General features: G+C 64.4%; 3 protein-coding genes and 2 pseudogenes. 4 read left to right on the plus strand and 1 reads right to left on the minus strand.

Translation table 11 applies throughout. The annotated features are described in order from the left end of the window. From BLX41_RS35305 to BLX41_RS13680, 4 genes and pseudogenes are all read left to right on the plus strand, one after another. Positions 1–160: pseudogene (locus BLX41_RS35305) on the plus strand (PIG-L family deacetylase); the annotation flags it as partial. An 84-nt stretch (positions 161–244) separates the two neighbouring features. Continuing rightward, the gene (locus tag BLX41_RS13670) at positions 245–1,069 is read left to right on the plus strand and encodes an endonuclease/exonuclease/phosphatase family protein (protein WP_123725318.1); all 825 of its coding nucleotides are present in this window, start codon (positions 245–247) and stop codon (positions 1,067–1,069) included. Between the two features lie 88 nt (positions 1,070–1,157). After that, a complete protein-coding gene (locus BLX41_RS13675; RefSeq protein ID WP_123725319.1) occupies positions 1,158–1,847 on the plus strand; it encodes an alpha/beta hydrolase in 690 nt (229 codons plus the stop codon). Positions 1,848–2,205: 358 nt separating this feature from the next. After that, positions 2,206–3,183, plus strand: a complete 978-nt coding sequence (locus BLX41_RS13680) for an autotransporter domain-containing protein (protein WP_123725320.1) — start codon at positions 2,206–2,208, stop codon at positions 3,181–3,183. 56 nt (positions 3,184–3,239) lie between these two features. Here the strand turns inward: BLX41_RS13680 and glgB are convergent. After that, a pseudogene (glgB, locus tag BLX41_RS13685) lies at positions 3,240–5,283 on the minus strand (1,4-alpha-glucan branching protein GlgB); the annotation flags it as partial.

Here is a 5,283-nt window from a genome sequence, read left to right on the forward strand (position 1 = left end):
CAAGCTGCGCCTGGACACCTGGACCGTGGCCCGCAAGCGCCATGCTGCCCACGCCTACGCCAGCCAGCTACAGGGTGAACCGGAGATCGGTCTGGAGCCGTCGCTGTCGCCGATATTGCTGGAGCGCCTGCGCCTGCCCTACGAAATCATCCTGATGTAGGCCGGGCCCGGGCGGAAAATAAGCTGAACGTGAGTGCCGGACATCAGTCCCATGAGTAATCGTCACTGATTCACAGGAGCGAGCGTGAGCAGCGAGTCCACCCGCCAGCCTCAATCGGGAAGCATCCAGCGTCTGCAGATCCTGACCGTCAACACTCACAAGGGCTTCACCGCCCTCAACCGACGCTTCATTCTCCCGGAACTGCGAGAAGCGGTACGCAGCACCCAAGCCGATCTGGTGTTTCTCCAGGAAGTGCTGGGCGAACATGAACGCCACGCGTCACGCCTGGACAACTGGCCGCAGCAGTCGCAGTACGAATTTCTCGCCGACAGCATGTGGAGCGATTACGCCTACGGACGCAATGCGGTGTACCCCAACGGTCATCACGGCAACGCCCTGTTATCCAAGTTTCCGATCCGCCAGTACCGCAACCTGGATGTCTCCATCACCGGCCCCGAGCGCCGCGGCTTGCTGCACTGCATCCTGGATGTCCCCGGGTACGCCGAGGTCCACGCCATCTGCGTGCACCTGAGCCTGCTGGAAAGCCACCGGCAACTGCAGTTGGCGCTGCTCTGCCAACTGCTCGAATCCCTGGCCGAGGATGCACCGGTGATCATTGCCGGCGACTTCAACGACTGGCAGATGCACGGCAATGTCACCCTGGGCCGGCGCGACGACCTGCACGAAGCCTTCGAACGCCATCACGGCCGCCCGGCCAAGACCTACCCCGCGCGCTGGCCCTTGCTGCGCCTGGACCGGGTCTACCTGCGCAATGCCAGCAGTCACCGGCCGCAGATTCTCGGCAACAAGCCCTGGACCCATCTCTCCGACCACCTGCCCCTGGCGGTCGAGGTGCAACTGCCGCCCGTGGCCGCACATCAGAATCCCTCAACAAAGAAGGCCCGCTGAAAGCAGATTCGTCCATGCTTTTGCCCGGACATGAACCCCGGGACATCCGTCCCGGGACGGCCCTTGTCCGCGCAGAAGGAGTCAAACGATGAGCGATAAACCCACGATCGTCCTGGTTCACGGATTCTGGGGCGGTGCCGCCCACTGGAACCGGGTCATAGTCGAACTGCTGAACCGGGGCTACGAGAAGATCCGCGCGGTGGAACTGCCCTTGACCTCCCTGGCCGAAGACGTCGCCCGTACCCGCCAGCTGGTGGCCCGACAAGCCGGACCGGTGCTGCTGGTGGGCCACTCCTATGGCGGTGCGGTGATCACCGAGGCCGGCCATGAAGCCAATGTGCAAGGCCTGGTTTATATCGCCGCCTTCGCCCCCGACCAGGGCGAGAGCCCCGGCGGCCTGACCCAGGAGTTTATGCCCGAAGGCGCGGCCAACCTGGAGCCTGACAGCGACGGTTACCTGTGGGTAAGGCCCGAACGCTTCCAACAGAGTTTCTGCCAGGACCTGAGCCCCCAGGAGGGCCTGGTCATGGGCCTGACCCAGAAAGCCCCCTTGGCCAGTACCTTCGGCGACACCCTTGGCGCCCCGGCCTGGCGTGACAAACCTTGCTGGTATCAGGTATCGAGCGCCGACCGCATGATCGCCCCGCAGAACCAGGAGCGCATGGCGGCGCGCCTGAACCCGCGCAAAGTCTTGCGCCTGGACGCCAGCCATGCCTCCCTCGCTTCCCAGCCTGCTGCCGTGGCTGCGCTGATCATCGAAGCCGCGCAGTCCCTGTAGTCCTGCCCCCCGGCATACCTGCTCCCAGGCTCTGGCAGCAAGTATGCCCGGGGGGGCTGGGCAGCTCCCGCCGCCCCTGTCCCCGCCCGCATCCAACACATTCGGATAAGTGCCGGTTTTCAGCTATTTGGACGTCCTGAAATAACCCTTCCATTTGTCGGTCATTTTCTTGACGAGCCCTCTGCTCTCTCCTTAGCTACAAATGACCACCCCTGGAAACAATAACCGGGAAAAGGCCGAATACACCTGCTGCAAAGCGGGTCGACGGACTTTACCCGATTGAATTCGGCTGCCTCTCGAACGGGGGTGGGAGAGGCGCCCCAACGAGATAAAGCATGCATTTGCAAGGTAGACCTCCATGAATACCTCACTCACCTCAAGCCCTCTGCCCCTCACCTTGTGCAGCCTGTGCACACCCTTGCTGTTGTGCTCCATGGAGGTCACGGCGTCCCCGGGGGAGGACACCGACAACACCGGGTATCCCCCAATCTCAAGCAGCCTGCAGATCAGCGCCCTGCCCCTGAACAGCCCGCGCCCGGCCACCTTCGCGGCCCTGGACCAGCCGGCACTGCCGGCGCACCTTGAAGTCGGCTACCTGGCGCTGCCCGGCGCTGGCAGCGAACCGCGCAAGGGCCCCCTGCTCTACAGCATCCAGAACAACGGCACCACCCAGCACATCGGCCTGCTGAGCACCACCCAGACCTACCAGCTCACCCAAGGCGGCGCCCCTGCCACGGTCAATGACCCACGCAATGCCGGGCTCAGCGTCCAGGGGCAAGGCCTGGGCGCCTTCTGGAGCCTGCGAGATGCCCAGGGCTGGCATCTGGACATGTCCGCCAGCGGCGGTAGGGTCAGCGGTTTCAGTCGCAATGAGCAGGGCCGGGCCATGACCACCGAAGGCAACGCCCTGACCTTTTCCGTGCAGGGCGGCGTGGCCATAGGCCTGAGTGACAACTGGGTAATCGAACCTCAGGCCCAAGTGATCAACCAGCGCATTCGCCTGGACGGTGGCAGCTCCGGCAACGACCTCAACGCCTGGAGCGGCCGGGTCGGAGCGCGTCTGCAAGGGCGCTATGACGTCAACGGTCTGCCCCTGGAACCCTATGTGCGCACCAACCTCTGGCACACCGTCTACAGCGGCGACACCCTGAGCCTGGGCCAGGTGGACAAGATCAGCAGCAGCCGCAACGCCTCCACCGTGGAGGTTGGCCTGGGGCTGGTGGCCAGAGTCACCCCCACCGTCAGCCTGTATGTCAGTGCCGACTACAGCAGCGATGTGGATGACAACGACCTCAATGGCCTGATCGGCAGCCTGGGCGTGCGCATGCGTTGGTGATCCAGCAAGTGAGGTGCCGGTAATGGCAGTTATTGACCATTACCGGTCGCCCGCCGTTAAAGGCTATCGGGGCGCAGGATCAACACCGCCAGGGGCGGCAGGTTGAGCACCAGGGACAGGGCCTGACCATGACTGCCCTGTTCTTCACTGAAGGCTTCGCCGCCATTTCCGTAGTTGGAACCGGCATAGAGTTGCGAATCGCTATTGAGCAGCTCGCTCCAGCGTCCTGCCAGCGGCACGCCGACGCGGTAGGCCTGGCGCGGCACCGGTGTGAAGTTGGCCACCACCAGCAAGGGCTCGCCGGCCTTGCTCCAGCGCAGCCAGGCATAGACGCTGTTGATCGCATCGTCGCCGATCAACCACTGGAAACCCTGGGGCGCGTCGTCCTGGTCATGCAGCGCCGGGTACTGGCAATACAGCCGGTTGAGGTCAGCCACCAATTGCTGCACGCCCCGGTGCTCCGGATACTGCAGCAGGTACCAGTCCAGCTGCTGGTCGTGGTTCCACTCGCGCCACTGGCCGAACTCGCAACCCATGAACAGCAGCTTCTTGCCCGGATGGGCCCACATGAAGCTCAGGTACGCCCGCAGGTTGGCGAACTTCTGCCAGCGGTCGCCGGGCATCTTGTCGATCAGCGAATGCTTGCCGTGCACCACCTCGTCGTGGGAGATCGGCAGGATGAAGCGCTCGGACCAGGCGTACACCAGGCCGAAGCTCAGTTCGTTGTGGTGATGGGCGCGATACACCGGGTCCTGCTGGATGTAATGCAGGGAGTCGTGCATCCAGCCCATGTTCCATTTGTAGGCAAAGCCCAGGCCGCCCTGGTCGGTGCGCTGGCTGACCCCGGGCCAGGCGGTGGATTCCTCGGCGATCACCAGGGCGCCCGGCGCTTCCAGGGCCACCACATCGTTGAGGTGGCGCAGGAAGTCGATGGCTTCGAGGTTCTCGCGACCGCCGTGGCGGTTCGGCAGCCATTCGCCGGCCTTGCGTGAATAGTCGCGATAGAGCATCGAGGCCACCGCATCCACCCGCAGGCCGTCGACATGGAAATGCTTGAGCCAGTGCAATGCCGAAGCCAGCATGAAGCCATGCACCTCGGTGCGTCCGAGGTTGTAGATCAGGGTGTCCCAGTCCTGGTGAAAGCCCTCCAGGGGGTTGCCGTACTCATACAGCGCGGTGCCGTCGAACTGCGCCAGGCCATGGGTGTCGGTGGGGAAATGCGCCGGCACCCAGTCGAGGATCACGCCGATATCCGCCTGGTGGCAGGCGTCGACAAAGGCGGCAAAATCCTGGGGCGAGCCATAGCGGGCACTGGGGGCGAACTGCGACAGCGGTTGATAACCCCAGGAGCCGCCGAAGGGGTGCTCCATGATCGGCATCAGCTCGATATGGGTGAAGCCCAGGTCCTTGACGTAGGAGATCAGGCGTTCGGCCAGTTCGGCCCAACTGTACTGACGGGCCACCTCCCCCAGATCATCCACTTCGCACTGCCAGGAACCGGCGTGCAACTCGTAGATGGACAAGGGCGCGTCCGTTCGCTGATGTTCGCCCCTGGCCTGCATCCATGACTGGTCCTGCCAGTGGAAATGCAAGGGTTCGGCGACCCTGGACGCGGTGTCTGGCGGCAACTGGGTGGCCAGGGCCATGGGGTCGGCCTTGAGCGGCAGGATGCCCTGGGGGCCGAGGATCTCGTATTTGTAGGCCTCGCCCGCCTGCAGGCGCGGGATGAACAGCTCCCAGACCCCGGAGGGGTGGCGCAGGCGCATGGGGTGGCGACGCCCGTCCCAGATATTGAAGTCGCCCACCACCGAGACCCGCCGGGCGTTCGGCGCCCAGACCGCAAAGCGCACGCCGTCGATGCCATCCACGGTGGTCAGTTGCGCCCCCAGGCAGGAACTGAGGTCGCGGTGGTTGCCTTCGGCAAACAGGTACAGGTCCATCTCCCCCAGCAAGGGGCCGAAGCTGTAGGGGTCTTCGCTGACCTGTTCGCCCCCGGCCCATTGAATGCGCAAGAGATAGGGCCGGGCCTCGGGGAAATGCCCGGCAAACAACCCTGGCACCTCGGCAGCCTGCAGGCTGCCGAGCACCTGCTGCTCCCCG

It is taken from the genome of Pseudomonas protegens, from assembly GCF_003732485.1.
Lineage (GTDB): Bacteria > Pseudomonadota > Gammaproteobacteria > Pseudomonadales > Pseudomonadaceae > Aquipseudomonas > Aquipseudomonas protegens_B.

What these genes read in the sequence shown, in the direction of transcription:
- BLX41_RS13675 (WP_123725319.1), top strand. Translation starts at nt 1,158, where the DNA reads ATGAGCGATAAACCCACGATCGTCCTGGTTCACGGATTCTGGGGCGGT.
- BLX41_RS13680 (WP_123725320.1), top strand. Translation starts at nt 2,206, where the DNA reads ATGAATACCTCACTCACCTCAAGCCCTCTGCCCCTCACCTTGTGCAGC.